At 67.0% G+C, this 26,492-nt stretch carries 22 protein-coding genes; 10 read left to right on the forward strand and 12 right to left on the reverse strand.

What is annotated here, in order from left to right; genetic code table 11:
- Positions 1–60: 60 nt before the first annotated feature.
- Both A9W99_RS01770 and A9W99_RS01775 read left to right on the forward strand, forming a co-directional pair.
- On the forward strand, positions 61–1,116 hold the full coding sequence (locus tag A9W99_RS01770; protein WP_067372627.1) for a glycosyltransferase: 1,056 nt from the start codon (positions 61–63) through the stop codon (positions 1,114–1,116).
- On the forward strand, positions 1,113–2,327 hold the full coding sequence (locus A9W99_RS01775) for an acyltransferase (RefSeq protein WP_067372516.1): 1,215 nt from the start codon (positions 1,113–1,115) through the stop codon (positions 2,325–2,327). Before A9W99_RS01770 ends, A9W99_RS01775 begins: the two co-directional genes overlap by 4 nt.
- 15 nt (positions 2,328–2,342) lie before the next feature.
- On the opposite strand, the gene A9W99_RS01780 is transcribed toward A9W99_RS01775, so the two are convergent.
- From A9W99_RS01780 to A9W99_RS01800, 5 genes are all read right to left on the reverse strand, one after another.
- Complete coding sequence (locus A9W99_RS01780) at positions 2,343–3,446, reverse strand: glycosyltransferase family 4 protein (protein WP_067372519.1); 1,104 nt, start codon at positions 3,444–3,446, stop codon at positions 2,343–2,345.
- Positions 3,443–4,876: an O-antigen ligase gene (locus A9W99_RS01785; RefSeq protein WP_253869522.1), complete on the reverse strand. Its 1,434-nt coding sequence runs from the start codon at positions 4,874–4,876 to the stop codon at positions 3,443–3,445. Before A9W99_RS01785 ends, A9W99_RS01780 begins: the two co-directional genes overlap by 4 nt.
- A gap of 32 nt (positions 4,877–4,908) precedes the next feature.
- On the reverse strand, positions 4,909–6,402 hold the full coding sequence (locus A9W99_RS01790; protein ID WP_067372630.1) for a polysaccharide biosynthesis tyrosine autokinase: 1,494 nt from the start codon (positions 6,400–6,402) through the stop codon (positions 4,909–4,911).
- Positions 6,403–6,535: 133 nt separating this feature from the next.
- On the reverse strand, positions 6,536–8,233 hold the full coding sequence (locus A9W99_RS01795) for a hypothetical protein (protein WP_067372524.1): 1,698 nt from the start codon (positions 8,231–8,233) through the stop codon (positions 6,536–6,538).
- Between the two features lie 3 nt (positions 8,234–8,236).
- Complete coding sequence (locus A9W99_RS01800; protein ID WP_067372527.1) at positions 8,237–10,102, reverse strand: bifunctional diguanylate cyclase/phosphodiesterase; 1,866 nt, start codon at positions 10,100–10,102, stop codon at positions 8,237–8,239.
- Between the two features lie 402 nt (positions 10,103–10,504).
- On the opposite strand from A9W99_RS01800, the gene A9W99_RS01805 reads away from it, so the two are divergent.
- The 4 genes from A9W99_RS01805 to A9W99_RS01820 all read left to right on the forward strand — a co-directional run bounded on the left by A9W99_RS01805 (position 10,505) and on the right by A9W99_RS01820 (position 14,782).
- Positions 10,505–11,305, forward strand: coding sequence for an FkbM family methyltransferase (locus tag A9W99_RS01805; RefSeq protein ID WP_067372530.1), 801 nt, complete (start codon positions 10,505–10,507; stop codon positions 11,303–11,305).
- Between the two features lie 87 nt (positions 11,306–11,392).
- Positions 11,393–12,589: an NAD(P)/FAD-dependent oxidoreductase gene (locus A9W99_RS01810; protein WP_067372533.1), complete on the forward strand. Its 1,197-nt coding sequence runs from the start codon at positions 11,393–11,395 to the stop codon at positions 12,587–12,589.
- On the forward strand, positions 12,586–13,515 hold the full coding sequence (locus tag A9W99_RS01815) for an RNA polymerase sigma-70 factor (protein WP_067372535.1): 930 nt from the start codon (positions 12,586–12,588) through the stop codon (positions 13,513–13,515). Before A9W99_RS01810 ends, A9W99_RS01815 begins: the two co-directional genes overlap by 4 nt.
- Before the next feature lie 28 nt (positions 13,516–13,543).
- A complete protein-coding gene (locus tag A9W99_RS01820) occupies positions 13,544–14,782 on the forward strand; it encodes an aminodeoxychorismate synthase component I (RefSeq protein WP_067372538.1) in 1,239 nt (412 codons plus the stop codon).
- A 276-nt stretch (positions 14,783–15,058) separates the two neighbouring features.
- Here A9W99_RS01820 and rsmI read toward each other — a convergent pair whose 3' ends face one another.
- Positions 15,059–15,910: a 16S rRNA (cytidine(1402)-2'-O)-methyltransferase gene (rsmI, locus tag A9W99_RS01825; RefSeq protein WP_067372540.1), complete on the reverse strand. Its 852-nt coding sequence runs from the start codon at positions 15,908–15,910 to the stop codon at positions 15,059–15,061.
- A gap of 24 nt (positions 15,911–15,934) precedes the next feature.
- Between rsmI and A9W99_RS01830 the strand changes: the two genes are divergently transcribed.
- Positions 15,935–17,506: a dolichyl-phosphate-mannose--protein mannosyltransferase gene (locus A9W99_RS01830; RefSeq protein ID WP_067372543.1), complete on the forward strand. Its 1,572-nt coding sequence runs from the start codon at positions 15,935–15,937 to the stop codon at positions 17,504–17,506.
- Between the two features lie 71 nt (positions 17,507–17,577).
- Here the strand turns inward: A9W99_RS01830 and arcA are convergent, their stop codons facing one another.
- Positions 17,578–18,792, reverse strand: a complete 1,215-nt coding sequence (gene arcA / locus A9W99_RS01835; protein WP_067372546.1) for an arginine deiminase — start codon at positions 18,790–18,792, stop codon at positions 17,578–17,580.
- 76 nt (positions 18,793–18,868) lie between these two features.
- Here arcA and A9W99_RS01840 point away from each other — a divergent pair, with 76 nt between their 5' ends.
- On the forward strand, positions 18,869–19,465 hold the full coding sequence (locus A9W99_RS01840) for an alpha-ketoglutarate-dependent dioxygenase AlkB (protein ID WP_216639701.1): 597 nt from the start codon (positions 18,869–18,871) through the stop codon (positions 19,463–19,465).
- Between the two features lie 6 nt (positions 19,466–19,471).
- Here A9W99_RS01840 and A9W99_RS01845 read toward each other — a convergent pair whose 3' ends face one another.
- The 3 genes from A9W99_RS01845 to A9W99_RS01855 are packed head-to-tail and all read right to left on the reverse strand — an operon-like array spanning position 19,472 to position 21,827.
- Complete coding sequence (locus A9W99_RS01845; RefSeq protein WP_067372549.1) at positions 19,472–20,125, reverse strand: DUF5642 family protein; 654 nt, start codon at positions 20,123–20,125, stop codon at positions 19,472–19,474.
- 28 nt (positions 20,126–20,153) lie between these two features.
- A complete protein-coding gene (locus tag A9W99_RS01850) occupies positions 20,154–20,858 on the reverse strand; it encodes a DUF5642 family protein (protein WP_067372552.1) in 705 nt (234 codons plus the stop codon).
- Between the two features lie 18 nt (positions 20,859–20,876).
- Positions 20,877–21,827, reverse strand: a complete 951-nt coding sequence (locus A9W99_RS01855; protein ID WP_156622903.1) for a GNAT family N-acetyltransferase — start codon at positions 21,825–21,827, stop codon at positions 20,877–20,879.
- Positions 21,828–22,062: 235 nt separating this feature from the next.
- Here A9W99_RS01855 and A9W99_RS01860 point away from each other — a divergent pair, with 235 nt between their 5' ends.
- On the forward strand, positions 22,063–22,809 hold the full coding sequence (locus A9W99_RS01860; RefSeq protein ID WP_067372557.1) for a class I SAM-dependent methyltransferase: 747 nt from the start codon (positions 22,063–22,065) through the stop codon (positions 22,807–22,809).
- Between the two features lie 93 nt (positions 22,810–22,902).
- Here the strand turns inward: A9W99_RS01860 and A9W99_RS01865 are convergent, their stop codons facing one another.
- The gene (locus A9W99_RS01865; RefSeq protein WP_067372560.1) at positions 22,903–25,095 is read right to left on the reverse strand and encodes a molybdopterin-dependent oxidoreductase; all 2,193 of its coding nucleotides are present in this window, start codon (positions 25,093–25,095) and stop codon (positions 22,903–22,905) included.
- Positions 25,096–25,274: 179 nt separating this feature from the next.
- On the opposite strand from A9W99_RS01865, the gene A9W99_RS01870 reads away from it, so the two are divergent.
- The gene (locus A9W99_RS01870) at positions 25,275–26,015 is read left to right on the forward strand and encodes a GAF and ANTAR domain-containing protein (RefSeq protein WP_253869524.1); all 741 of its coding nucleotides are present in this window, start codon (positions 25,275–25,277) and stop codon (positions 26,013–26,015) included.
- 15 nt (positions 26,016–26,030) lie between these two features.
- Here the strand turns inward: A9W99_RS01870 and A9W99_RS01875 are convergent, their stop codons facing one another.
- Positions 26,031–26,393 (reverse strand): DUF4333 domain-containing protein, encoded by a 363-nt coding sequence (locus tag A9W99_RS01875; protein WP_253869526.1) that lies wholly within the window; start codon positions 26,391–26,393, stop codon positions 26,031–26,033.
- Between the last annotated feature and the right edge of the window lie 99 nt (positions 26,394–26,492).

Consider the following 26,492-nt stretch of genomic DNA (forward strand, 5'->3'; position numbering starts at 1 on the left):
GCGGCTCGCGGAGAGGGGACAGCCGTGAATCCGCTTAAGGCGCTGTGGCTTTCGCCGTGGATGCGTCCACTGGCGCGGGTTCAGGCCGAGGCCTTGCGCCGCGGAGGTGTCGACGTCTTGCTGGTGACCACCGACCATCACCATCCGGAAGCCGACGCGGCACGCGACTACGAGCTGGTGCTCGATCCGCGGTTCCGCACCGCGGCCACCTGGCCGGCCTACCTGGCGGCCTGGCGCAGGGTGCGCGAGTTTCGCGCCGACGTGGTGATCGCCGAACTGGTCAACGATCCGCGCTGGATCGCATTGGCCGGACTGGCGCCGCGCGTCCAGTTGGTGCACGACGACAATCCCAAAGACGCTCTCGAACAGCGGCCCGCCTACGAGCGAGCGGTATTCGACCGTTGGGGCGCCCGCTCGACGGCCACCGTTGCCTACAGCCAGCATGTCGCCGCCGCGATCGCCACCCGGCGTGACGTGGCCGGGACCCCGGTGCACGTGCTGCCGCTTAGCAGTGACCTTGCCACGGACCTGGTTCCCCGGTTCGTCGATCCCGAAGGCCGCCGCGATTTCGTGATGATCGGGCGGCTGAACCCGTACAAGAACCTCGAGGTGGTGCTGCAAGCCTGGCGGCAGCACACGGCCGGGCCGGCGTGGCGCGGCGACGAGCTGGTGCTCGTCGGTGACGGGGCGGTCGACATTGGCGCGTTGCCCGCGCACACGCGTTGGCGCGCAGGCAAATACCGCTATGTCGACGTAGCCCCCACCCTGGCCCGCGCGAAGGGTTCGATCGTCCACTATCGCCGCGCGTCGCAAAGCGGTGTGCAGGTGGTGTCGATGCAGCTGGGCGTGATGCCGATCGTGTCGACGGCCGGTGGTCTACCAGAGTTCCAGCCGCCGGGTCGCCCACCGGTCGGTGTCGACGACGTCGACGGGCTCGCCGCCGCGTTCGACGCGCTGGCCGACCCATTGAGCGCGACACTGCGCGGCGCCGAAGCCAAGCGCCACTTCGCGCAGCGGTTCGCCGTCGACCGCTGCGCCGACGGGTTGCTGAATGTCATCACCGAGGCGTTGCAGCGGTCTGCGCGGGTGCCGGCCGTCACCGGGACGACGCGATGACGGCGCAACCGGTTGGGACCGTCGCCGCCCGCGCGTTCGGCCGCTCGCGCCGCGGCGCCATCGAGCCGAAATCGGGTTGGGTACAAGCCAACTTCGACCGGTTCATGGCGATCCGCCGCTTCAGCGCGCTGGACGGTTGCCGGGCGTTGAGCGTGATCGCGGTGGTGTGGCAGCACACGTCGGGCAGTCCAGGCCCGTCGTTTCTGCACAAGGGATTCTTGGGAGTGGACTTCTTCTTCGCGATCAGCGGCTTTCTGATCACCAGTCTGCTACTGCGCGAACGGGATTCGACAGGCGCAATTTCGTTGCGGAAGTTCTACGCCCGCCGTGCCCTGCGGATCTTTCCACTGTACTACTTGGCGCTACTGGTCTACGTCGGCCTGGTGGCCGCGACCCGTCGGCACAGCGCGGAAGGGGTTCAGTTCTTTCATCATCTGCCGGCATTCGCGACCTATACATACAACTGGTTCTCCAGCTCCGGTCATCAGGTGACGTTCAATTTCGCCTGGTCGCTGGCCACCGAGGAACAGTTCTATCTGTTGTGGCCGCCGCTGCTGGTGGCGACGCTGATGATAACGGGCGGCAAGCGGGTCTGGCCATCGCTGGCTGTGCTGGCGGTGCTGATCGCGGTTTCCCAAGGCGTCGGCCTGTTCACGGACGCCTCGGTCATGCCGTGGCGCATCCCGGCGAGCCTGTCGCTGCCGATCCTGCTCGGTGCCGCCGCAGCGCTCGTGCTCACCACCCGGCGCGGTTTCGCGGTGGTGAGCGCGGTTGCCGGGCGGCTGTGGTCCGCGCCGGTCGCGGCGCTGCTGCTGGCAGCGGCGATCATCGCTGACACGCCACTGCAGGTCGTCGAGGTATTGATGATCTTGGTGGTGGTGGCGACATGCATCGTCGAATGGACGCCCTTGCACCCGGTGCTGCGCTGGCGCCCACTGGCCTTCGTCGGGGTGATCAGCTACGGGGTGTACCTGCTGCACAACCTTTGTGCGAACCTGGCTCGCGCCGCAATCGGTGAGCACGAAGGGATCCCACTGTTTGTCGTCACACTCGTGGTGGTGGTCCCGGTGGCCTATCTGAGCTTCCGCTTCTTCGAGACACCCGTGCTGAAACTCAAACGCCGATACGAGACACGCGGTGAGCATGAAGGTGACGAATTGTCCCGGATAGCGGCACTGTCGCGGCCCGATCCCAACCCGAAAGCCCGCTAGCTCAACTCCGCTAACTCAACGAAGGGCGGGCCGATCGCCGGCCAGTTCGGTCCACAACCGCGTCAAACGCTGATACCAGCGTTCCAGCGCGAAGTCACCGGCGCGGCTGCGCGCGGCCCCGGCCAGCCGAACCCGCAACCGCTCGTCCTCGACCAGCGCCGTCAGCGCAGCGGCGATCTCGTCGGGATGACCGGGCCGCACAAGTATGCCGTTGATGCCGTCGTTGATCGCCTCCCCGATGCTGCCGACCATCGTCGTCACCGGCACCAGTCCGTACGCCATCGCCTCCAGCAGTGCCATCGGCAGACCTTCGTCGTAGCTGGGAAGTACGAAAAGGTTTGCGCTGGAGAGCAATTGGTCACGAGCCGAGGAGTCGAGCCAACCCGCCACCGTGATCGTGTCGGTCAACCCGGCGGCCGCCACCGCGGCACGCACCTCCGCGATGTCGCCGTCGCCGGCCAGCGTCACTTGCAGCTGGCTGCGAACCGGCTCCGTCAAGGCCCCGACCGCGGCGATCACGTCGTAGCTGCCCTTACGCGCGCCCAGCCGGCCGAGCGCCACGGCGTGCACCCGCTCGACACCGGCCTGTGCCACCGGTGCGTCCGGCAGCCGGACAGCGTTGTGCAGCACGGTGATTCGTCCCCGCTCGACAGCCAGCCGGCTGGCGTACTCGTCGACGTGACCGGCACCCAGAACCATCCACGAGTCGGCAACCAGCATGCGTCTGACCGCCGTCCGGACCGGCGCCGGCTGCCGGTCGAACCAGCCGCCGAAGTCATAGCTGTGCGCGTGGATCACGGCCGGCACCCCCACGAGATGCGCCGCCCACAGGGGCAGTGCCTTGCGAATCACGCTGCCGCCGTGGGCCAAATGGACGTGCAGCACGTCGGCACGCCCGCGCAGCACGAGCCAGCTGGACCGCAGCATGCCGCCGACACCGACAAGGAGCCGCTGCAACACCGGGCCGTCGACGTAGGTCGGCACCACCGTGATGGAAATCTTATCGTCGGGATGTGCCGCCATCAGGGCGGCCACCGTGGCCATGCCCCCGCGGCTGACTGTGCCGGCCGGTGCCGGACCGGCCACCACGACGCGCAGCCTGCCCTGGAGCGAACTCACCGGGACATCTCAGCCGGGACGGGCTCGGCGTCCACGGCCTCGGCGGCGTCGGGCTCCTGTGCCGGGCGTCGCAGGCTGGCGTACGCCATGGCCGCTCCCAGCGCTAAGCCCAGCGTCAGACCGTTGGGAGACTCCTCGGGCAGCGGGTCGACGTTGCACATCACCAGCAGGCCGATCGAGACCGCCGCGCTGATCTTCGCCGGCGCCGAGCCGCGACGCAGCGCCCGGATTATCGGCACACTCGCGAACACCACGAAGGCCGCCATGCCCACCGCCCCGGCCTTGACCAACCACCACAGGTAGAAGTTGTGCGCGTAGGTGGTGCCCAGCGTCTCGGTGAACCCGTTCGGGTCGTTTCCGAAGGGCAACTGATAGGCGTAGCCAAGCCCGTGGCCGAACACCGGCGCTTTGGCGATCGCCGGAATCAGATGGTCGTTTTCGGCCAACCTGTCCAGCGTCGACTGATCGACGGCGAGCGCACTGGCCGACACGCCACCGAGCACCCGATGGCTGTACGCGGTGAGCTGGTCGCCCAGCCACGTCCCGGCCGCGGAGTGCTGCAGCAGGAACAACGCACCTGGCAGGGTGACGGCCAGTATCGCCGCGCCGACGGCAAGGAAGCCGAAGGTGCGGCGCAGGGCCGACCAGCCCAGGTTGGCCAGAAAGACGACGACGGCGGCGACCGTCGCCGAGATCAGGGTGTTCCGCGAGAACGCCAGCAGCGCAATGACCAGCGCCGGAGTGCCCAGGACGAGATACGTCGCGGGTTGGACCCGCCCGACGATCGTCGCGGCGACCAGCGCGGTGAGCACGGCTACGGCCGGCGTCAGTGCGGTGGTGATCACCCGGGTCACCGACTCGCCGGTTTCCACGCCTACCTCGCGGCCGACCAGCGCGACGCCGTGCAACGAACCCATTACCGCCATGCCCGCCGAAAACCACAGCATCACGGCGATCGCCCCCATGACGCCCCTGATGTAGTCGCCGGCCACGACCAAAAGCGCCAGCACGAACCCGGCGACCATCTCCAGCAGGAACGTGGCCTCGCGCACCACGGCTACCGGGGCATGCCCGGTCTCGAAGCCGACCGCGGTGAAGTACAGCACGATGACGACGAACATCGCCGGCAACAGGAAGTCCGTAAACCGCGGCCGCACAAAGGGAATGAGGTAGCAGATTCCCAGCAGCAGGGCCAGGTGATAGGCGTAGATCGAGGCCGGCCCGACGACTTTGCCGACGTGCAGGCCCTGCGGCAGCGACGCCATCGCCAAGAACAGCCCGACCCACATCATCGCCTCTGGTCTCGACCAGTACACGACCAGGCAGAACATCGCACCGACCAGCATCAAGCCGTAGACGGTGGTGCGAACCGAGAACACGCCGAACAAGAAGCACCCGAACAGGAACAGCCCCAGCAAAGCTGCGTTCATCGCCAGGCGCTGTCGGCTGCGCAGGTACAGGATCACGCCGAGCCGCTGACCTTGGCCCGGTAGGTGCGCGTCGCGGCCTTCGCGTGCCGGGGCAGTCTGGCGCCGGTCAGCACGGTGCCGACGACGTTGGCGCCCGCGGCGCGTAGAGCGGTCAAGGCGTCGGTGAGCTCGTCCTCGGTGGTGCGGCCCGCCCGGACGACGAGCACCGTGGCGTGCACGGCACCGGCCAACAGTCCCGCGTCAGCGGTGGCAAGCACCGGGGGGCCGTCGACCACCGTGCGGTCGAAGGCGGCCGAGACGTCGCGCAGCACTTGGTCCAGCCGCTCGGGCAGGTATGCGCTGCAGGGCAGCGTCTCGCGGCGCGCCGCCCGCGCCGCCAGCACGAACAGCTTCGAAATCGGCGTCTGCTTAACGGCTTCCGGCGCGATGTCCGGGTCGGCCAGTGCGTTGCCCAGCCCCTCGCCCGACTCGACTTTGAGCAAGCCCGCGATCACCGGTCGACGGGTGTCACCCTCGACCAGCAGCACATCCTCCCCGAGTTCGGTGAACGCGCGGCACAGGTTCAGCGCCGTCGTCGTCGTACCCTCACCGCCGAACGGCGCGGCCAGCAATACCCGGCGACCCTCGGGTCCCATCGCTCGCAGCAACCGGGCACGCAAGCCCCGCACGGCGTCGTCGAAGGAGATGTTGGTCCCGTACCGCGGTGCCCTGCCGCGGCTTCCGGGCAACTCGGCGAGCGTCCGCACCCCGGACAGTTCCTCCAGCTTTTGGCGGGTGCGCACGGTCCGGTCGGTGGCCTCGCGGGTCAGTGCCACCCCGATGCCCAGCAGCAAACCGGCGACCAGCCCGATCGCCATGTTGCGCATCGGCACCGGCTTGAACGGACGGTCGGGTACCCCGGCACGCTCCACGACCGTCGCCCGTGCGATCGGCGGTTGCTGGGTCGGGGGTGTTGTCGGCTGCGGGTCGGCGGCCGGTGTCGGGACCGGGACGGTGGTGGTTTCACCCGGCGCGGCCGTCGGCTGGCCGTCGGGGCTCGCCGGCTGCAGAGTCTGCGGCGGAGCAGCCGGTGCGGGCGGGCTCTTGGGGTTCCCTCCAAGCGTCCCGACTATCGCGGTGAACTGGTCGGCCATCGCTTGCGCGAGCGCGGCTGCGCGCGTGGGATCGGTGTCGGTGACGGTGATGGTGAACAGCGTCGATTTCGGGGTGAACGTCACCTGGGTCCGGCTGGCCACGTCGTCGGCGCTGATCGGTAGGTGCAACTGCTTGACCGCGCGCTCGGCGACCGCATGCCCGCCCGCGACGGCGGCATACGACGACAACCGCTCCTGAGCGGCCTGCGTGCCCTGGAACACCTGGGTGAGGTCGGTTTCGCCGGAGAACGAGATCAACACCGTGGCCGACGACTGATAACTCTTCGTCTGGAATACGGTGACGGCTGCGGCGCCGACCAGACAGGCGAGCAAGGCGCCGACGAGCAGCAACCAATGCGAAGCCAGGGTGCGGGCAAAAGTGCGGAAATCCACTAAGACTCCCCAGGTGGCAGTGGCGCGGTGCACTTCGCCGAACACTCGAGAGCGCCGATTGGTCGACTTCGCCCGGGGCGGGCAAAGTCACCGGACATTATGACCCATGACGAGTGCAAAACGGCAGGCCAGGTCACCGCTGGGGCGACGCAGAGGTCAGCGCGTCGCGAGGAACGTCGAGCGTTGCGATCGAATACCACCCGGCGTCGTCGCGCCCCTCGCGTGCCAACTGCATCGGCGGATAGTTCACCACGTGAGTCCCCTGCGGCTTGTGCTGCTGCCAGCCGACCGAGGCTTGCAGTCGGTAGCGACCCGGGGCCAAACCCGCCATGCTGACCGCCACCGACTCGGTTGACGACGCCGGGACCGGTTGGTCACCCGAGTTGTCGCTGGTGTTGACGAGCATCTTCAGCGCCACGGCCGCCGGCAGCGTCCGGATGACCGCACCGGAGAAATCAATCAGCCGATAGCCGGGAACCCATTTCTCGGTGGCCGCGGCGGCGCCGTAATTCGTCCAGGTGACCGCGATTCTGGCGGTGCCGTCGCGCAAGGTTTGCGACCCGGCCCGCGCCTCCACCGAATACCGATAGCCCGCCGCGACATTGGCTTGGGCCCACAGCAGGTACAGCTGCGGGTCCATCGCGGTGGTCGAATTGGCGTCCAGAAAGTTAACGCTCGAGGTCATCGACACGTGGTACTTGACAACGTCGCGCAAGCCCTTCACGTAATACGCCCTGGGATCGGTCTTGGTCGGCGGCGCGCCACCCCATTCGGTGATCACCGGTGCCTCCGCCAGCCGCTTCTTCAAAGCGGCGACGAGCGGATCCTGGTGCTGCACGTAGTGGGATGCGCTGTCCTCTGCCCAGACCGGAAGGGGTGCGTAGACACCGAGTGCGTCGGAGCGGATGCCCACCGGGGCGACCAGCTTCTTGGTGACGTCGTCGGCGAGCACCTGACGCACGATCTCCGGGTTGGCGACGGTGACCACCAGCTGCGTATGGGGAAAGGCGTTGACGTTGGCCGCGACCAGTCGCCGGATGGCGGCGATGGTGATGTTCTGGTCCCGAAACTGGCTGTAATAGCCCAGGGCGGCCACACTTTCGTCGGGCGCCGGGCCCGGCGCGTTCAGCGTGTCACGCAGATAGGCGATGTGGTCTTCACTGAAGTCCCCGTAGCCGGAGAACTCGAAAACGCTGAGCCGCTCGTCGTTGTCGTAGCGCCGACCGAGTGCGGCCAGCAGCTGTTCGAATCCGTCGAGGTAGCCCGCATCGTTCCAGTTCGGCACCACCTGCGTCAGGCCGTGCGTCGACGAGCCGGCCGGCGGGCCGGCGTAGCTGGTGCTCGCACCGGGAAGGGCACGCACCCAGTCCGGGATCTCGATGTTGGTGTCGTTGGGATACACCGCATCGCAACAGGAGTTGTACGCGTACACGCGCAGGGTGAGCCGCATGTTGCGGGCGGCCAGCTTGCTCAGCGCATCGTCGATGACGCTGAAGTCGTACTTGACATCGTCGGGAGCATTCGGCGGCAGCGAGCGCGGATCGGTGGGCTGTAGCTGCCGCCAGGACACTCGCATGCTCGCGTCGTTCGACGCGGGCCACGCCGGGTACCGCTGCTGGGCCGGATTGCCTTGTGGGAAAAGGGGAACCAGCAAGTCTTCATATTGACCGCGCAGCGGATTGGGAGTCTCCTGGACGCTCGCCGGTATCACCGAACTGACGATTGCGTTCAACGGCCCGGACCCGGCCGGATGGTCACCACCACATCCGTTGAGCGCCAACGTCGCGCACGCGCCGACGACCAGCGCCTTCCTCCGCAGCATACGAAGCATCGACTAGATCGCGCCGAGCGACAACGCCTCGCGGTCGGCGAGGAACGGCATCGGCATCCACCGCGCGGCCAGCAACGCCTCCATGGTGTTGCCCGGAACGGGTCGCGACAACAAGAAGCCCTGTGCGCGGTGACACCCGTGCTGCATCAAAGTCAGTGCGGCAGCGGGTGTTTCGACTCCCTCGGCGACCACTTGCAGACCGAAGGCCTCGGCCAGGCCGATGATGGCGCGCACGATGGCCAGGTCGCCGGCGCTGTTGCCCAAGTCGCGCACGAATCCCAGGTCGATCTTGAGCATGTCGACGGGAAGGGATTTCAGGTGGGACAGGACCGCGTAGCCGGTGCCGAAGTCGTCGATGGCGATCTGGACCCCGACCTCCTTGAGCTCGGCGAGGGTCTTGCGGGTGGTTTCGATGTCGTGTACAACCGCGCGCTCGGTGATCTCGAGACATACCGATCCGCCGTCGATACCGAATTCCTCGATGGTGTCGGCGACACTGCGGACGAAACCGCGGGTGATCAGTTGCACCGGCGACACATTGATACGCAGGGTCGCGCTCTGTCCGACGCCGTTGGCTCTCCAGCGGCTGAATTCGGCGCACGCGGCGCGCATCACCCAGCGGCCCAATTCCCCTGCGAGGTTGGTGGATTCGGCTACGCCGATGAACGAATTCGGCAGCAGCAGCCCCCAGATCGGGTGCCGCCAGCGCACCAGCGCCTCGGCCGCCACGATGGCGCCGGTCCACAGATCCACCTCGGGCAGATAGTGCAGCAGCAGCGCCTCGCTGTCGATGTCGCCCTGCAGGTGCAGCTCGATGTCGTTGCGGAACGCGCTTTTCAGCGACATGTCGTCGGTGGACAGGGCGACCTGGTTGCCGCCCTCGCGTTTGGCGCTCAAAACGGCCTCGTCGGCGCGGCACAGCAAGTCGGTGCTGTTGTCACGCCCGGGCATGCCCACCGCCAGCCCGATGCTGACGGTGCGGGTGATCATGTGACCACCGATCGCCAGGCGCTCGCGCAGCATCGAGCCGAGCCGGCGGGCGAACGACTCAGCGGTGGCACTCGACATCGGCTGCTCGGGGATGACCACGAACTCGTCCCCACCGATTCGGGCGATCATGCTGTTGTTTCCGGCGCACACCCGGATCCGCTGCGCGAAGACGCGGATGAACCAGTCGCCCGCGGTATGCCCGAGGTAGTCGTTGATCGGCTTCAGCCGGTCGAGGTCCAGATACAGCACCGCAACCGGACCGGGGCTTCCCGCAGCGAGCCGGGCGGAAAGGTGCGCGACCAGCGCCCGACGGTTGTACAAGCCGGTCAAATCGTCGTGCTCGGCAAGGTAGCGCAGCTTCTCCTCAGCCGCGATACGCGCTTGCAGCTGCGCAAACAGGGCAGCCACCGCCTCGAGCGTGTTGATCTCTTCCTGTTTCCACTTCTTGGTGCCGGCCTTGACGAAACCCAGCACCCCGGTGGTGACGTCGTGTGAGACGAGCGGCGCGGCGGCCACGGTCGGGGATGAATCGTCGACGGCGTCCCCGCCGCGGCGCTGGAAGAGCCGGTTGCTGTGGTCCGGCCGGATCACGACGGGTTTGCGGCCGTGTTCGCACTCGGCAAGTACCGGGTCGGCGCTGGTGAAATGCACGACGGCGAGCGGATCCGGATCGGGGACGTCCACTCGCGGCGGCCACTCGGCAACCAGCAGGGAGGCCCGGATGTCGTGGTCGTGGTGGCGCAGGAAGCTACCGCTCAGACCCATCTGGTCGACGAGCTGCGCGAGGACGTTTTCGGTGACTCGGGTCGCGCTGGACGCGGTGGCCTCCATCAGCTGCTTGGCGACGGAGGTAACGAGCAGGTCCAGACTGCGCGGCACTAGATCCTCCGATAGCACATGTCCCTTCTGGGCGCCCGCTCATCGAGGCCCGACCAGGGACTGGTCGTCTTACCGACTGCTTTTCCCGATGCACAACCGCGCGCAATAGGGATCCCCGTTTGTTCAACTGGTTTCGTGGTTAGCCGACCCGGGGCAAGGCCGAACTGTGTCGGAAAGCGTAGCATGTGCGGCCCGCGCCCACCCGGTTCAATCCGGGCCGCGACCTGCGCTGAAACCAGTCTCGCGGGGTTACGGCCGGACACCCGTCGACGTCGGCTACGGTTGTTGCCTCAGCAAACGGCACAAGGCAGTCTGGGCGCGGTCGGGGGACTATCGGGCCGCCTCGAAGGGCCCGGTCAAAAGCCCGAAGCGTTATTCGAAACGGCCAGGAGCCCACCGCAGATGTCCGTCGCACACTCGATCAGGCGTTGGCTGGCGCCTGCGGCGAAGACGGTGGCACCGCGGCGGTACTGGCGGCGCAAATTCGGCATCCTGCAGCGTCTCGGCGAATCGCACCCAGACGTCATGCTGGCCCGCTCGCTGTGCCATCCGGACCGCATCTCGCTGGACATCGGGGCGTCCATTGGCGAATTCACCATCGCCATGCTCGCGGCGTCGCGCGCGGTGATCGCGTTCGAACCGCGGCCGACGCAGGCCCGCGATCTGATGGCGATGTTCGACGCGGTCGGCGCTTCGGTCCGGGTCGAGGCGGTGGCGCTGTCGGATCAGCCGGGAGTGACCGCGATGCGGGTGGTGCCCGACGATCCCGGGCGCAGCACGATCGACGACAGCAACCCACTGAGCGACCTGGGCGAGGGCGGAGATTTGGTCCAGGCCATCGACGTGCCGGTGCGGCGCCTCGACGACTTGGAGCTGGACAACGTCGGCCTGGTCAAGATCGACGTCGAAGGCCACGAGCTGGCAGTGCTGCGCGGCGCCGCGGACACCCTCACCCGCAACCGGCCCGCGGTGCTGGTGGAAGCCGAAGAACGCCACCACCCCCACGCCGTCGCATCGATCACCGAGTTTTTGTCCGGTCTCGGCTACACCGGTTATTTCGACGTCGGCGGCACCCGCCGGCCGGTGCAGGAGTTCGACCCGGCCGAGCATCAAAACCCGGCGAACATCGGCGGCCGGGAGGAGGGCTGGGCCGTCCGCGGCGTCTACGTCAACAACTTCGTCTTCCTGCCGACGGATTCGTGAAACAGGTCACAATCGGGCCCTAAGATGTCACGCCCGGCCGGCTCGCGGTGTCTCAAGGTCACAAGTCCGATCAACAGGAGACAGGAAATGACCAAGAGAACCCATGTCGTCGTGGTCGGGGGCGGATACGCCGGCACCCTGGCCGCCAACCATCTGCGGCAGCGCCCCGACATCGACATCACCCTGCTAAACCCGCGCCCGATGTTCGTCGAACGGATCCGGCTGCACCAGTTGGTCGCCAACACCGGCACCGCCACCGTCGACTACCGTTCGCTGCTCGGCGAAGGAATCCAGCTGATCGTCGACAGCGCCGACCACATCGACGCCGATGCCCGGCGGATCGTCCTGGCGTCCGGCGCTTCGGTGGACTACGACTACCTCATCTACGCGGTGGGCAGTACCGGCGCGACCACCGCCGAGACGTCCGCGGTCCCCGGGGTGGCTCAATTCGCTTACTCCGTAGCCGATTTCGAGAGCGCGCAGCGGCTGCACTACGCGGTGACCGATCTGCCTCTCGGTGCTCCGGTCGCGGTGGTGGGCGGCGGACTGACCGGCATCGAAACGGCTTGCGAGCTGGCCGAGCAGGGCCGTCCGGTGACGCTGATCTGCGGTGGGATCCTGGGGCCGTCGTTGAGCGAGCGGGGCCGGCGCAAGGTGGCCAAGCGACTGCGCGCGCTCGAGGTGAACGTACTCGAGTTCGATCCGGCCGCCGAGGTGCAGTGGGACGCGGTGGTGCTGTCGGACGGCGCCGTCGTGCCCAGCGCAGTGACGGTGTGGACGGCCGGCTTCGCCGTGCCCGATCTGGCTGCACGCAGCGGCCTTGCCACCGACGCGATGGGCCGGCTGCTCACCGACGAGACGCTGACCAGCGTGGACGACGAGCGCATCGTCGCCGCCGGTGACGCCGCCGCGCCGTCGAGCCTGCCGCTGCGGATGAGCTGCCAGGCGGCCGGGCCGTTGGGCGCGCAGGCCGCCCGCACTCTGCTCAGCCGGGTCGCCGGCCGCACTCCCGAGCCGCTGAACCAGGTGTTCGTCGGCCAGTGCATCAGCCTCGGCCGCAGCGAGGGCATCTTCCAGATCTCGCACAGCGACGACACCCCGCGGAACATCGCGGTGGCCGGCCGGACCGCCGCGTCGGTCAAGGAGGCCGTCTGCAAGGGCACGGTGTGGCTGCTGCGTCGCGAGGCGGCCAAACCAGGTTCCTACCGGTGGCTCAAGGGCGGCATGCGCAAGGCGCAATTGGCCGCGTTCGAGCCGACGCCAGATCAGGTCGCGCCGCGATGAGTTCGTCGCCGGGCGATGGTGAACACGCCGAACGGTTCACGCTGCTGCGACCGTTGCTGTTCACCATCGCCTACGAAATCCTCGGCTCGGCAACCGAAGCCGACGACGTGCTGCAGGACAGCTACCTGCGGTGGGCCAACGTCGACCTGGCGGGGGTGCACGACACCAAGTCCTATCTGGCTCAACTGGTCACGCGCCAGGCCCTGAATGCCTTGCGGGCCGGCGCGCGGCGACGTGAGGAGTACGTGGGGCCCTGGCTGCCCGAACCGCTGCTCCTCGAAGAGCAAGACCCGTCGTCGGATGTGGTTCTGGCGGAATCGGTTTCAATGGCGATGCTGGTGTTGCTGGAAACGCTCAGCCCGGACGAACGCGCGGTGTTCGTGCTGCGCGAGGTGTTCGGGTTCGACTACGGCGAGATTGCCGAAGCTGTCGACAAGCCGGCGCCGACGGTCCGCCAGGTCGCCCACCGGGCACGTGAACACGTCCGCGCCAGGCGCAAGTGGGGCGGGGCCACCCGAGAACCCGTGGACCCGCAACGCAACGCCGAGATCACCGCGCAGTTCTTGCAGACGGCGGCCAGCGGCGATGTCGAGGCGCTGATGGCGATGCTGGCTCCGGACGCCACCTGGATGGCCGACGGCGGAGGCAAGGTGAGCGCGGCCCGCAAGCCGGTTATCGGCGCCGAGCGGGTGGCCCGGGCCATCACCGGCCTGATGCGCAAAGCTGGGACCGGAGTGCGCGTCGAGATGGTGACCTGCAACAGCGCCCCGGCGGTGTTGTTCTACCTCGACGAGCAGCCGGCGATGGTGGTCACGCTCGAGATCGCCTACGAGGTTGACGGGCCGAAGATCACCAACTTCTACGTGATGCGTAACCCGGACAAACTCGTCGCGCTGGCCACCGCACGCGAGATCAGCCGCGGCTAGAAATCCGAGGTTCTGTCAAGCTTGGGCAATGCGAATCGAGCGGCTCGGCGATCTCGGCGGCGCACCCAGAGTGTTGCGCGCCGTCGGCGACGCCACCCGCCGGCTCGGTCTGCCACCACCGGCCGCGCTCACCGGCGAGTGGTTCGGCGCACTGGCCGTGATCGCACCGAGTGTCTCGGTGCAACCGGTTGACGCGGCATTCGATGTCCGGCCCGCCCTGGATGGACCGGACGGCACGGCGGTGGGCGGCGGCTGGGTTGGGTATCTGTCCTACCCCGACGCCGGGGCCGACCGGCAGGGAAGCCGGATCCCGGAAGCCGCCGGCGGCTGGACCGACTGCGTGCTGCGCTGCGACCGCGACGCGCAATGGTGGTACGAGAGCCTCTCGGGCGCGCCGATGCCGAGCTGGCTGGCCGGCGCCCTCACAGCACCGCCGGCGCCGCCGCGGGACTGCCGGATCGACTGGGGATCGGCGGACCGCGAAACCCACCGCGACGGGGTGCTCGCCTGCCTGGAGGCGATCGGCGCCGGCGAGGTCTACCAGGCCTGCGTCTGCACGCAGTTCACCGGGACCGTCGACGGAGACCCGCTGGACTTCTTCGCCGAGGGCGTCGCACGCACCTCCCCGGCCCGCGCGGCCTATGTCGCCGGACGTTGGGGAGCGGTGGCATCGCTGTCCCCCGAACTTTTCCTGCGGCGCAGAGGTAGCGCCGTGACGTCCAGCCCGATCAAGGGCACGCTGCCGCTCGATGCCTGGCCGGCGGCGCTGAGGGCTTCGGCCAAAGACGTCGCCGAGAACATCATGATCGTCGACCTGGTGCGCAATGACCTTGGGCGAGTTGCCATTACCGGCACGGTCACCGTGCCCGAACTACTGGTGGTGCGCCGCGCGCCGGGCGTATGGCATCTGGTGTCCACGGTGTCCGCGCGAGTTCCGGCCGAGCTTCCGACGTCGGCGCTGCTGGACGCCGCCTTTCCGCCGGCCTCGGTTACCGGGACACCGAAATTGCGTGCCCGTCAGCTGATTTCGCAATGGGAGCCGCGTCGTCGCGGGATATACTGCGGCACAGTAGGTTTGGCTTCCCCGATAGCGGGCTGCGAGCTCAACGTGGCGATCCGCACAGTCGAATTCGACCCTGCGGGCCACGCCGTGCTCGGAGTCGGCGGCGGCATCACCGCCGACTCCGATCCCGACGCCGAATGGGAAGAATGCCTGCACAAGGCGGCCCCGATCGTCGAACTGCCGACCGCCGCGCCTGTCGGCTGAGCGGTTGCCGGGCTTTGGGTGTGAATCCTGGGCTTTGGTGTGAAGCCTGGGCTTTGCGAGTGAAGCCTGGGCTTTGGGTGTGAACCCTGGGCTTTGCGAGTCAAGCCTGGGCGGAAATGCGCGCCGATTTCCCGCCCTACTGTCACGCCGAAAGCCGTGATTTCACAGCGAAAGCCGTCAGTTCACGCCGAATGCGCGATACGTGCTGATCCCCGCCGAACAAGAATGCCGAGGCCGATACTGATGCCGTCCATGCATCCCGCGGCTGGCCGGACTTCAGTCTTCCTCGCGCGACCGCAGCACCGCGTCATAAAGCTGGCGGGTGCGCACCTCCGAATGCCGGCCGGCGACCAGGCTGCAGGCGTCCTTGATGCGGACCCCGCCGGCGACCAGCTCCTCCACCTCTTCGACCAGCGAATCCACCAGCGAGGACGGGTCGCCGTGCGGGAGCGCACCGCCCAACACGACCGTTATCTCGCCGAGCACACCGTCGGCCGCCCACTCGGCCAGCTCGTCGAGCGATCCGCGAACGACTTCCTCGTGCACTTTGGTCAACTCCCGGCACACCGCCGCCCGGCGCGCACCCCCCAGCTGCTCGACGGCGTCGCGCAGGCAGGCGGCCAACCGCCGAGGCGATTCGAAGAAGACACAGGTCCGCGACTCGTCGGCCAGGGACGCCAGCCAGGTTCGGCGCGCCGATTTCTTGCGCGGGGCGAAGCCCTCGAAGCAGAACTTCTCCGCCGGCAGACCGGATACGGCCAACGCGGTGATCACCGCGGACGGTCCGGGCAGACACTGCACCGGCAGCCCGGCAGCCGCGCACGCGACGACCAGCCGGTAGCCGGGGTCGCTGATCACCGGCATTCCGGCGTCGCTGACCACCAGCACCGTCGCGCCGGATTCGATCGCGGGCAGCAGCGATGCGGCCCGGGCCGCCTCGACCCGGTCGAACAGGCTGACCACCCGACCGGTGATCGTGACGTCGAGCGCCTTGGCCAGGTTTCGCACTCGCCGGGTGTCCTCCGCGGCCACCACGTCGGCCTGCGCCAGCGCGTCGATCAGCCGTGGCGAGGCGTCTGAGGGCTGGCCCAACGGGGTCGCGGCGAGCAACAGGCGGCCATGGGTCATGACGGACAGCCTACGATCGACGTGATGACCGCCCCGCCCCAAGAAATGCCTGACGTCGTGCAGGAGCGAGTCATACCCGTCGTCAGCCCCGGCCCGGTGGTTCCGGTCGCCGATTTCGGGCCGGTGGACCGGATGCGCGGTTGGATCGTCACAGCCGTGGTCGCGCTGCTCGGGGTGATCACCCGCTTTCTGAACCTGGGCTCGCCGACCGATGCCGGTACGCCGATCTTCGACGAGAAGCACTACGCGCCGCAGGCCTGGCAGGTGTTGCATAACCATTGGGTCGAGGACAACCCGGGCTACGGCCTTGTCGTCCATCCCCCGGTCGGCAAGCAACTGATTGCGCTCGGCGAGGCGCTCTTCGGTTACAACGGAGTGGGCTGGCGGTTCACCGGCGCAGTGCTCGGCGTCGTGCTGGTGGTGCTGGTGACGCGCATCGTCCGGCGGATCAGCCGTTCGACGTTGGTCGGCGGCATCGCCGGGGTGCTGCTGGTCTGCGACGGCGTCAGCTTTGTCGCCGCACGGACCGCACTGCTCGACGGCTTCCTCACGTTCCTGGTGGTCGCGGCTTTCGGTGCGCTGATCGTCGACCGCGATCAGGTTCGGCAACGGATGCACGTCGCGCTGCTGGAAGGCCGTATCGCGGAGACCACATGGGGGCCGCGGCTCGGTGTGCGCTGGTGGCGGTTCGGCGCCGGGGTGCTACTCGGATTGGCTTGTGCGACAAAGTGGTCCGGCCTGTACTTCGTGCTGTTCTTCGGCGCCATGTCACTGGCCTTCGACGTGGCCGCGCGCCGTCAATACCAGGTGCCCAGGCCGTGGGTGGGGGTGTTGGGACGCGACGTGCCACCGACCGGTTATGCGTTGGGGCTCATCCCGTTTGCGGTCTACCTGGCCAGCTATGCGGGTTGGTTCGCGTCCGAGACCGCGATCGACCGCCATCAGGTTGGCCAGACCATCGGACCCAAAAGCGTTGTTCCGCTGCCGGATGCGATTCGCTCGCTGTGGTATTACACCGCAAAGGCCTTCCAATTCCATGCCAGCCTGACGAATTCCGCGGGCAATCACCATCCCTGGGAATCCAAACCGTGGAGCTGGCCGATGTCGTTGCGGCCGGTGCTCTACGCGATCGACCAGCAGAACGTTCCCGGCTGCGGCGCACAGTCCTGCGTCAAGGCCGAGATGATGGTCGGCACCCCCGCCATGTGGTGGCTGGCCGTGCCCGTATTGCTCTATGCGACATGGCGAATGCTGGTCCGACGCGACTGGCGCTACGCCGCGGTATGGGTCGGCTACTGCGCCGGGTGGCTGCCCTGGTTCGCCGACATCGACCGGCAGATGTACTTCTTCTATGCGGCGACGATGGCGCCGTTCCTGGTGATGGCCATCGCGCTGATTCTCGGCGATGTTCTCTATCAGGTCCCCCCCGTCAGAACGCGGCAGGGTGCCGAACGACGCACGCTGGGGCTGATCGCCGTGTCGTGCTACGTCGCCTTGGTGGCGACGAACTTCGCCTGGCTATTTCCGGTGCTCACCGGTCTGCCGATCTCGCAAGAGACCTGGGACATGGAGATCTGGCTCCCAAGCTGGCGGTGACTGTGCCCAGCAGACGCAAAATCGCCTCAATCAGGCGTAATTTGGGCGATTCTGCGTCTGCTCGCCCACACCTACTCGAGCGGATCCCGGGCGGCTGGGCACGACATACAGCGTGGCCCCCCGCGACCGGTGCCCAATTCGGAGCCCGCGATCGTCAAGACTTCGATACCCGCATCCTCGAGGCGGGTGTTGGTCTGCAGGTTGCGCTCATAGGCAACGACGACGCCGGGCGCCAGGGCCAACGTGTTGTTGCCGTCGTCCCACTGTTCGCGTTCGGCGATGACAGGGTCCAGCCCGGTGTCGATGACCCGCAGCTTGTCGATCCCCATCGCGTTGGCCGCGGCTTCCAGAAAGGGGGCCGCGTCGCTGATGGCCACGCCGTCGGGTGTGCGCTGGATGGTGAACGCCGTCAGCGTGTCGACGACGTTGGCGTACATCACCACGGTGTCGGTGTCGACCATCGTGCACACCGTATCGAGGTGCATCTGCGCGCGACGCTGCGCGATCGGCACCGCCAGCACGGTACGCGCCAGGTCGTCGTCAAAGAGGCTGCGCGCCAGCGCTTCCGCACCGGCCGGGGTGGTCCGCTCCCCTACTCCCACCGCGACCACACCCGGGGCCAGCAACAGCACGTCACCGCCCTCGACCGGTGCGGTGCGCGACTCATACGCGCGCCGGACGCCGGTGAACCGCGGGTGGTGGGCGTAGATGAGGTCGGTCAGCGACGCCTCGCGGACCCGCGCCCGCAGCGCCAGCGACGGGATCACCACCCGCGGCCCGATCCAGATCGACGAGTCGCGAGTGAACACCAGGTTCGGCAACGGCTCAATGACGAAATCCCCCCCGTGGTGCATGCGCAGCACCAGCGACACATCGGTCCGGGTGTCCGACGGCAGCTCTTCGAACGTCATGCCGGCCATCAACACGGGTGCCAGCGCGGCCGGCTCCAGGCCACGCAGGTATACCGAAAGCTCTTGCGCCAACGGCGTTCCGAGTCGGCGCGCATCGACGGCGGCAGCGACACCCTGCATCCGGGCGGCCCCGCTGTGCTGCAGCGCCTCGGTCAGCAGGTCCGACATCAGCAGCACTTCCACGCCGCGGGAACGTAAGACCTCGGCGAACTGGTCGTGTTCCTCCTGTGCGCGCGACACCCAGGGCAGCCCGTCGAACAGCAACTGGTCGTTGTTGCGCGGGTTCAGTCGCCGCAGCTCCGCGCCCGGTCGGTGCAGTATGGCGACCCGTAGCACTCCCACTTCGGAATCGGTGCCCAGCTCGACAGGACTCACAGTTAGAACCGTAGCCGCTGAGCCTTGGTCGAGGATGATCGAACGGGTGTGCGATAAGCTGGTCGACGTGGGGACGGTGATTTTGGCAGCACAGGGCTCGCTGTTCGAGCACACCGAACGGCGCCAACTAGGAGACGGCGCCTTCATCGAAATCCGCTCCGGCTGGCTCGACGACGCCGAGGGTCTGCTCGACGAGCTGCTAGCCACGGTGCCCTGGCGAGCCGAACGACGCCAGATGTACGACCGGGTCGTCGACGTGCCGCGCCTGGTCAGTTTTCACGACCTGACGATCGAAGAACCACCGCATCCGATGCTGGCCAGGCTGCGGCGGCGACTCAACGACATCTACGGCGCCGAACTGGGTGAGCCGTTCACCACCGTCGGGTTGTGCTGCTACCGCGACGGCAACGACAGCGTGGCCTGGCACGGCGACACCATCGGTCGCAGCAGCTCCGAGGACACCATGGTGGCGATTGTGAGCCTCGGCGCCACTCGCACGTTCGCGCTTCGCCGGCGCGGGGGCGGCCGGTCGATGCGGCTGGCGCTTGCGGACGGCGATCTGCTGGTGATGGGTGGATCGTGCCAACGCACCTGGGAGCATGCGGTTCCCAAGACGTCGGCGCCGACGGGTACGCGGGTCAGCATCCAGTTCCGCGCGCGCAACGTGCGTTGAAACAGGCTAGCCGCGGATCGCGCTGACCGCCTTGACGAGCAGGTCGCGCGCCCGCTGCGTGTCGACCTTCGCAACCGGCTGATCCGGCACCACAAGCGGATTGGCGATGACGATCACCTGGTAGTCGCCGAACTGGGCGGAGTAGTCGTACAGCTCGCCGGTGCGAGGCCCCCCGGGGGTCACCGCCTGCAGGACCCGGTGCACTCCCGACGTGCGGGCACTTTGGATGCGCGGCGCATCGACAACCTCGATGCCGCCCCGGACCTGGCCGCCGGCGAAGGCGACCTTGGTGCAATCCTTTCCCGGGTCGTTGAACGGCAGTTGCTTCGATGTCTCCACGGCGATAACGACGAACCGGTTGCCATTGCCCTCGGCCGACACGGCGGCCATGTTGCCCTGCAAATCCGGTGGCATGTCCGGCCCAGCCGCCACTTTCGCGCAGTTCGCGGGATCGAATTTCAGTCCGTCGGGCAGTTTGCGGGCGGAGAGCAGCTTGGGGTCGATCGCCCGTTCGGAAATGTCCAGGATCTTGAACTGGGGCCCAAAACTCGACTTGACGCCGGTGACCTTGGCGATGTCGGCGTTCGCCGGGATCTCTGCTCCCGATGAGCAGCCGGCGAGCACGCACACCGCTGCGACCGCGAGCACCACCTTGAACATCGTGGCCAATGTACCCAACCGCAGACGTTCAGCTGCGTAACGTGGACACCGTTTTGACCAGCAGATCGGCGGCGAATTGCGGTGTCAGCGCGGGAAGTACTGAGCCGGGGTCGGTGGTCACCGTTGTGAATGCGTAACAGTCGCCCAGATAGGCGATGAATGTGTATGTCCGCGAATCGATTTCGGCACCGGACTCGACGGATGTGCGAACGTCGGCCACCATCCCAACGGTGTCGGCGCCGTCGATGTGGGGAGGATCGGTCAGGCGGACACCGGCCTCGATGTGGCCCGTTTGCCGGTCGACCATGGTCCACTGACCACACGCGGCGATGAGGTTGCGGTCAGGAGCGACCGGGCCCGGCAAGGCCGGCAACGCGACCACCACCGCGTTGACGATGCCGCCCGAACCCGATCCGGAAACGCCCTGCGCCTGGCCGTGCCCATTGCCGGGATCGGCCAGCGCCGCGCATTGCGGTGGGTTGCTCGTGATAAGCGCGGCTTCGGCTTTCAGACCCCAGATCACCCGGGGCGTAGCCGTGCCGGGAACGCCGCTGGTCACCTCGTAACCCGCGGGCAGTTCGCGGCCCATCCGCTTGATGTTGGCGGGGTTCACGCCGCTGCCGTGGCCCGACGGGGATCCAGACGGTGCGGGCACCGGCGCGGGCGGCTGAGCACACGCGGCAACCACCAGCGCCGCGCACACAGTCCAAGGACCAATCCAGAACGGCCGCATGCTCGTTCATAGCACGCGTCAGCCGACCGCCTCGATTACCTGTCGGGCGACGCGCTTGATTTGGTCAATCATGTCGCGCCCGAGCTGCAGGTCGCCGGTCCGCGGCACGTCGATGACGGTGGTGATGACGCCGACGTCTTCGCGCTGCCAGACCGCGCCGTAGTGATCCATGATCGTGCGCATGGCCAAGTTGTCGGAGAGCATCCGCGCGGTGAACCTCTTGACCCCGCCGACGCGGGCAGCGACCGACAGCGCCTCAACCAAGAAGCTGCCTATGCCGCGGCCCTGATAGGCGTCGGCCACCAGGAAGGCGATCTCGGCGACCGTCGGATCGTTTTCGTCGCGGACGAAGCGCGCGTCGGCCACCGGGTTACCGTCGTCGGTGACCACCCACACAAAGTGGTCGACGTAGTCGACCTCGGACAGGTAGTGCATCAGCGCAGGAGTCGGCACGCGGGCCGTCATGAACCGCCGATACAGCGTCTCACTGGAGAACTGGACGTGTCCGCGAATGGTCCGCTCGTCGTCGCCGGGAAGGACCGGACGCAGCATCAATTCGGTTCGGTCGCGAAGCCGTATGGGGATCGGGGTGATGAACGCCGCCAGCCGCTGACGCACCGTACGCAGCAACCGCGCCGCGATCCCGGGGATGTGTACCAGCCGCGCGAAGGCGTCGTCGCCGCCGATCCACCCGGTCAGGGGCTCGGTCGTGGTGACCGTCGCGGTGCGCGGGATGCTGCGCAACAGAGCGATCTCGCCCACAATCATGCCGGGGAAAGCGTGCTCGACGATCACCACACCGTCGTCGCCGACGTGCTTGATCTCGGCCGCACCGGATGCGATGAGCAGGAACGATATCGCGTGTTCGCCCTGCTGCATCAGCACTTGGCCGGCCGCCGCCCGCAGCGGCTCGACACTGGCAGCCAGCGGCATCAAATCCTCGGCGGGGCATCCCTCGAAGATGTCCATCGCGGCGAGTTCTTCCACCCGCGGGCCAGTCAATTCGGCCACTGCGATGCTCCGGGGTCTCGCGGTGCCCGCACTGCCATGAACCTGCCTGTTCACGTCCCATCCGCGCCAGGCGCACTGCCCCGCTCACGGTCCGATGCGACTCAGGTTATGGCGTCTGCTGCGGCGGCGGCAAGCAGACGCGTTAGCCTGGCAGCTGTTCGCCAGCTCTGCACGAACCCGGAACGGACCAGCAATGGACGACGGCAGCAGCCCGCTCGAGTTGACGCGCGCCCTCCTCGACGGAACTGCGGAGTTGAGGCACGGCTTCCTCGACGTGTTGGGCGAATCGATCAGCGCCCCCGCTCCGACGTTCGCGCAGCGGGCCATGAACAGTCCGTTCGTCGCAACGGTGTACGAACGGCTGTGGCGTCCGGCGTCGTTCTACGTCGCCAGCGGCGTCACCTCGGGTGCCGAGCAGCGCCGCGCCGCATCGGCCCTGCGCCTGTCGAGCGCGCGTAGGTTGCTCGACGTCGCTTGCGGCCCAGGCAATTTCACCGGGCCGTTGGCCGCGCAACTGCCCGACGGCGGGCTGGCGGTGGGATTCGACATTTCCGAGCCGATGCTGACCCGCGCCGTGCTGGACAACAGCGGGCCGCGGACGTGTTACGTCCGCGGCGATGCCCACATGCTGCCGTTCGGCGACGAAACATTCGACGCCGTTTGTTGTTTCGGTGCGCTGTACTTGATGCCCCAACCGTTCCGGGTGGCTCACGAGATGGTTCGGGTGCTGCGGCCCGGCGGGCGGATCGCGATCCTCACCAGTTACGCCGGCCAGCCGGCGCCGATCCAGCGTGTTCTGAAGGCGGGCGCCGGCGTCATCGGACTCACAATGTTCGACCGGCACGCGTTCGTCGACCTGTTCTCGTCGGCCGGACTGGTGGACATCGAACAGGAAACGCAGCGGGCGCTGCAGTTCGTCGTCGCGGCAAAGCCCGGATGAGTCCTCGTCGCCGAGACTGTAGCCTTGGCTTGCCTATCGCTCCAATACGCGCCCTGGACGCAGGATCGGCGCCAGCACCGCAGACTCGGGTGCTTAAGCGCCAACGGGTTCCACCCGCACGGGCACACCCGTAAGCCACGCCATACCCGAGAGCGACTCGACGTCCTGCGGCTCGCTCGACGTCAGTCGATTGACGTTCGCTCCGCCCGCCCGGTTGGCCAATTGCCAAGTCCCGGTGCCCTTGTGACCCCAGCCGTGTGGTACGGCGATCACTCCGGCCATCAAGTCTTTGGTCGTGGTGATCCCGACGGTGATCTCGCCGTACGGAGAGGACACCCGCACCAGGTCTCCGTCGAAGACGTGCAGCGCGGCCGCGTCGTCGACGTGGATCAGGGCGCGATGTTCCCGCTCTCCGCGTATCGACGACGGGCGCATCAACAACGGGGAGTTGTGCATCCACGAGTTCTCGGATCGCGGCTCGCGCATCCCGATCATCCGCAGCGGATAGCCATCAGGGTGCACATCTTGGGAGAGCCTATCTACTTCGGCGGCAATGTCCTTGTGTACCAGCTTGATCCGTCGTGACAGGTAGGCCACCGCGTCGCGCAGCACACCGGTGCGGATGTGTGGTGCCACGACGACTCCGTGCGGAAGCTGTTCGGTCAGGCGGCGCAGGGTCAATCCGCCGCGGCGCAGGCCGAAACGATCGCCGCCCTGTGACATCCGGATAAGGGCATCGATCATGATTCGCGGTGCGAGCTCAATTCCGAACAGGCCCAGCACTTTTCGGAGAGCCTTGAGAGTGGCGAATACCGGGACGTTGCGCGAAAGGCGAGCGGCGAGGTCCTCGACGATGTCCCATTCCGGCCGCGCCTCACCCGCCGGTGCGACGACGGGCTCGGTGGCCTGTCGAAACGGCGTGGCCTGGAAGGGCTGGAAGACGAACGGAAAGTCGTCGCGCTCGTACATGGTGGTGACGGGCAGGATGTAGTCGCAGTGAGCAGCGGTCTCGGTGACGTAGAAGTCGAGAGCCACCGAGAGTTCGAGTGCCCTGAACGCCTCCTCGAGTTCGTCGCCGTTGGGCACCGACAGGACCGGATTTCCGGCCGAGACGAACATCGTCTTGATCTGGCGATGGCCGGGCGTGGTGATCTCCTTCGCCATCAGGGCAGCCGGCTCCGAGCCGATCGTGCTCCGGATTCCGCCAATGCGTGAGCGCTTTCGATACGAACGCCGCAACGCAACGCCCATAATCGTTTTCTGCCACCGCTCGCCCACCGTCTCCATCGAGCCGAAGACCGAGCCGCCTGGCGTGTCGAGGTTTCCGGCAACCAGGTTCACCGCATCGATGAGATAGTTCGTCAGCGTGCCGTATCGGCCCACGCAAGTGCCCACCCTGCCGTAGACAGCGGCGCGCGGTGTGTTCGCCAGCTCGTGCGCAAGCGACCGAACGCTTCCCGGGTCGATGCCGGTGTGAGAGGCAGTCAGCTCCGGGGTGAACCTTCCACACAAAGCCTGCAACCATTCGATCCCGTCGGCCTGCCGGCTCACCCATGCGGGGTCGACGAGGTTGTCGGCGAACATCACCTGCAACAGGGACAGCAGCAGGAAGCAGTCGGTGTCGGGGACGATTCCCAGCCATTCGAATGATGCGGCCGTCTCGGTGCGGCGCGGGTCGACGACCACGACGCGACCCCCGCGCTTGACGATGTCGTGCATGCGGTCTTTGATCCGCGGGGCGGTGAGGAAACTGCCGTGCGAAACAACGGGATTCGCGCCCATCAGCACCAGGAGGTCGCTGCGGGTCAGGTCGGGGATCGGTACCGAGGTCGGCACGCCGTAGAGCAATTGGCTGGCGATGAGCCTGCTATTGGTGTCCTGGGAGGACGCGGTGAAGTAGTGCGCGCCGCGCCCGATGCCTTTGATGAACAGCAACGCGGCCAAGGTGTGCGCGTAGCTGAACGCGCCGGGGTTGCCCATGTACCAGCCGACCGCCCCCGCACCGTCGGCTCGGAGGATGGTGGTAAGCCGGGCCGCGATATCGGACAGTGCATCGTCCCAAGTCACCGGTTCTAAACCGGTCGGCGTGCGGCGCAACGGGGTGGTGACGCGGTCGGGGTCATTGTGTACCTCGGCGAACGCGATGCCCTTCTGACAGGCGAACCCGGATGACAGCGGGTGATCTTTGTCCGGACGAAGAGCGACCAGTCGCCCGTCCTCGACCGAGGCGATCATGCCGCAGAGCGGTTCACAAATCCGGCAGAACGTCGGCTTCTGCTGCATCATCGGTGTCACCTGTCACACGATACTGTAAGTTTTACAGTTTCTTCCTTCGGAAATTAGCTGAGCGCGCGCCGGCATATTCAGCCAACTTCTCCCTGCCGCGTGCAACGGCAACTGTCGCGACTTGGTCTAAAGGACTTCGCCTTCTGGACACAATGTGGGCGAGGTGCGGAGTAGGGTTAGTGCTCCGGGACCAAGGAGAGGGGCCTGACCTGCAAGTAAGTCCCAATGGTGACATTCATCAGCGCATCGCGGACTTGGCCCGTAACCTCCACAACAGCCCGCAAGATACGGCTGACGTGGTGCTCGAGCGCATGGTCGAATATGCGGTCAGTGAAATTCCTGGCGCGAAGTACGCCGGTGTCACCCTCGCGAAATCTGCGAGCCATCTGGAAACTCCCGCGACGACTCACCCGTTTCCTGCGCTCCTGGATGTGATCCAGGAACGTCACGGACAGGGACCGTGTCTGAGCGCGGCCTGGCAGCAACACACCGTCCGCATCGATGACCTTGCCGATGACTACCGCTGGCCGTCTTATCGGCGCGACGCGCTGAAGGCCACACCTATCCGGTCGATTCTGTCCTTCCGGCTGTTCAGCTCGGATCAGACGGTGGGGGCGCTGAACCTCTACGCCGACCAACCGCATGCTTTCGATGAGGAGTCCGAGGAGATCGGGTACGTATTCGCGACGCACGCTGCGCTGGCATGGGATACGGTGCGCCGCGAAGAGCAGTTCCGCAGCGCGCTGGCGAGCAGAGACCTGATCGGACAGGCCAAGGGAATCCTTATGGCGCGCTTCGGGATTGACGCGATCCAAGCGTTCGAGCTGTTGAAGCGGGTCTCGCAAGACAGCAATACGCGTCTGGTGGAAGTGGCCCGCAAGCTGACGACGATGCGGAACTTCGACCAACTGATCACGTGACCGGCCTGGGCTCAACTAGCTTCGGAACGTGCGCCACTGGCCGAAGGTGACATCCTCGCCGTTCACCTGGGTGACCTTCATGTGCGCGGTGTACGGCCCCTCGGGACCAGTGAAGTGACAATCGAATTCGGCCCCGACTTTGGCCTCGACCCCAGCGGGACACTTCACGTCGGTCGGTGTGAAGCCCGTCTGCTGCGACACGTGATCGGTAAGAAACTTCGCAGCCATGTCGGGCTTGATCACCGTCTTCTGTCCGCAGCCCGCAAGCTGCAGAGCCGCCGCAGTGACGAGAACGGCGGCGGCCAGGCGGGCACTTGGAGCCTGGGTCATAGCACGAGATTTTGCGCCCGGCCGGTCGATCACGTCAAGGATTGCCAATACGACGCTGGTTAGCGGTTGGGAGCCAAGGCTTTTCGTCGGCGGTCGCGTTCGGTCAGGCTATTGTCTCGTTGTCGAATAGCCGCGAGGCGACATTCC

The sequence above is a fragment of the Mycobacterium sp. 1164966.3 genome, assembly GCF_001665395.1.
In the GTDB taxonomy this organism is placed as follows: Bacteria; Actinomycetota; Actinomycetes; order Mycobacteriales; family Mycobacteriaceae; genus Mycobacterium.